Below are 1,670 nucleotides of genomic sequence, written 5' to 3' on the forward strand. Positions count from 1 at the left end.
AGATGTGTATAAGAGACAGATTTTATAAGGCGTAGAATTGGGAGAAATACACAAAGTATCCCTATCAATCGATTTACAAAAAACATCTTGAGGAAATATAATTTTCTTTCCTGTCCATTCTTTTACTATCTTTTCAATTTCCGTTGATAGTTGATCATTTTTACATCCACAAAATGTAAAACAAACTACTCCCAATATTAGAACTACACCCTTAACCATAATACAAAATAGTTATAACTAACATAATTTCTCATTTATAATAATATTGCAGCAAAATTGCTACTTTACCTATTTAATACTAAACATTACAATCGGCTGATCATCATTAACATCTGTCGCTATTATCGTTTTAGTATCTTCATCCACCCAAATACCATATATATAATGGTCGAGCACATATTTGCATAACGGTTCTCCTTCCAAACTAAATACATAAATATATTTTCCTCCATCAGGAAGCCTTCCGCTTTGTCTTGCGATCTCCTTAAAAGACGTTCCATGAAATACAGTATAAATGGCACTATCTGTTACTTGTACATCACTAAAACCCATAATACCTGTTGGCATACCATATCCATCTGATACTTTGAATTCAGGTTCACCATGCTCACCGATACGAATAATATGAGTACTATCTTTCAAATTATAAACTTCAACGACTTCTCCCAATTGGGTTACTGCCGCCAATATTCCATTGTTAGGATTGTAGTCAAGGAAGCTCCTCCATGCTTGAGCCAATGCCGGACGAGCATTTTCCAATGCTTTTTCATCAATAGTCGGAATAATCCCTATCTTATCTATAAGCCTCCCATTACGGTTAACTCGACATAAACGATTTTCACCGGAATAGTCAGGAATAATAAACATTGAATCATTATATATAGCAAAATCAAGTGGTCGAAGTATATCTTCATCCAATGTTACCGTTTCGTCACGAAGCAGTGAATCACCGGATGAAGAAAAGTCTAACCTAGTTAATTCACTTTTATTGGCATCCAATGTCCAGACTACATGATTCTGTAAACGAAAGTTCTCCATTGATAACATTTCTGTAGGTGAATCACCACGCTTCCCAAAAGAAGATAAATACTGGAAACCAGGATATTGGAATAAGTGTCCATAATGATCAAGACCATGTAAATCCATCACAATGGCTCTATCTCCTTCGATTCGTATCCTAAACGGATAACGAAGCAAGGCTGTATCAAGCTCAATCACTTCTCCTATTAATTCTCTCTCGTGCGGAAATCCCGAATAGAATAATACACCCTTTGCATATTCTTTATGCTTATGGTCACAAGAGATAAACAAGAAAAAAGAAAGAAACAGGAGAGTTATACTATTTTTCAAGGCTATATCCGGTAGCAACATATTCTACTTTAACTTTTGTAACCGGACAATCTACGGAACCACTGCCCCAACAATTAGTAGGCACATCTTGCTCATCAGCCGCCAAAGCTTCAATATTATCTAATAATAATGTATTTACTCGAGGTTCTTTTAATGAGTAATTTACAGAAAGAACCGCCATCATCAGAATAGAAAAGAATAATAGTTTCTTCATATATACTATAGTTTTATCGATTAATTAATGGAAACGAAAGTAGGCAATTGGATTACAACCACCAATAGATTAATCTATCCATTTCTATCTAACCGAATCTATCTAC

The 1,670-nt window shown here is 34.7% G+C and carries 2 protein-coding genes and 1 pseudogene; all 3 read right to left on the reverse strand.

The annotated features are described in order from the left end of the window. Window positions 1–219, reverse strand: a pseudogene (locus tag LPH68_RS26120) (hypothetical protein); the annotation flags it as partial. 69 nt (window positions 220–288) lie between these two features. Then, on the reverse strand, window positions 289–1,371 hold the full coding sequence (locus LPH68_RS26125; protein WP_008648117.1) for a BF3164 family lipoprotein: 1,083 nt from the start codon (window positions 1,369–1,371) through the stop codon (window positions 289–291). Further along, window positions 1,340–1,564 carry an NVEALA domain-containing protein gene (locus LPH68_RS26130; protein ID WP_004312293.1) on the reverse strand — a complete coding sequence of 75 codons (225 nt, stop codon included), beginning with the start codon at window positions 1,562–1,564 and terminating at the stop codon, window positions 1,340–1,342. Before LPH68_RS26130 ends, LPH68_RS26125 begins: the two co-directional genes overlap by 32 nt. Window positions 1,565–1,670: the final 106 nt, after the last annotated feature.

Source organism: Bacteroides sp. 1_1_30 (genome assembly GCF_020982715.1).
Lineage (GTDB): Bacteria > Bacteroidota > Bacteroidia > Bacteroidales > Bacteroidaceae > Bacteroides > Bacteroides xylanisolvens.

What these genes read in the sequence shown, in the direction of transcription:
- LPH68_RS26130 (WP_004312293.1), bottom strand. Translation starts at nt 1,564, where the DNA reads ATGAAGAAACTATTATTCTTTTCTATTCTGATGATGGCGGTTCTTTCT.
- LPH68_RS26125 (WP_008648117.1), bottom strand. Translation starts at nt 1,371, where the DNA reads ATGTTGCTACCGGATATAGCCTTGAAAAATAGTATAACTCTCCTGTTT.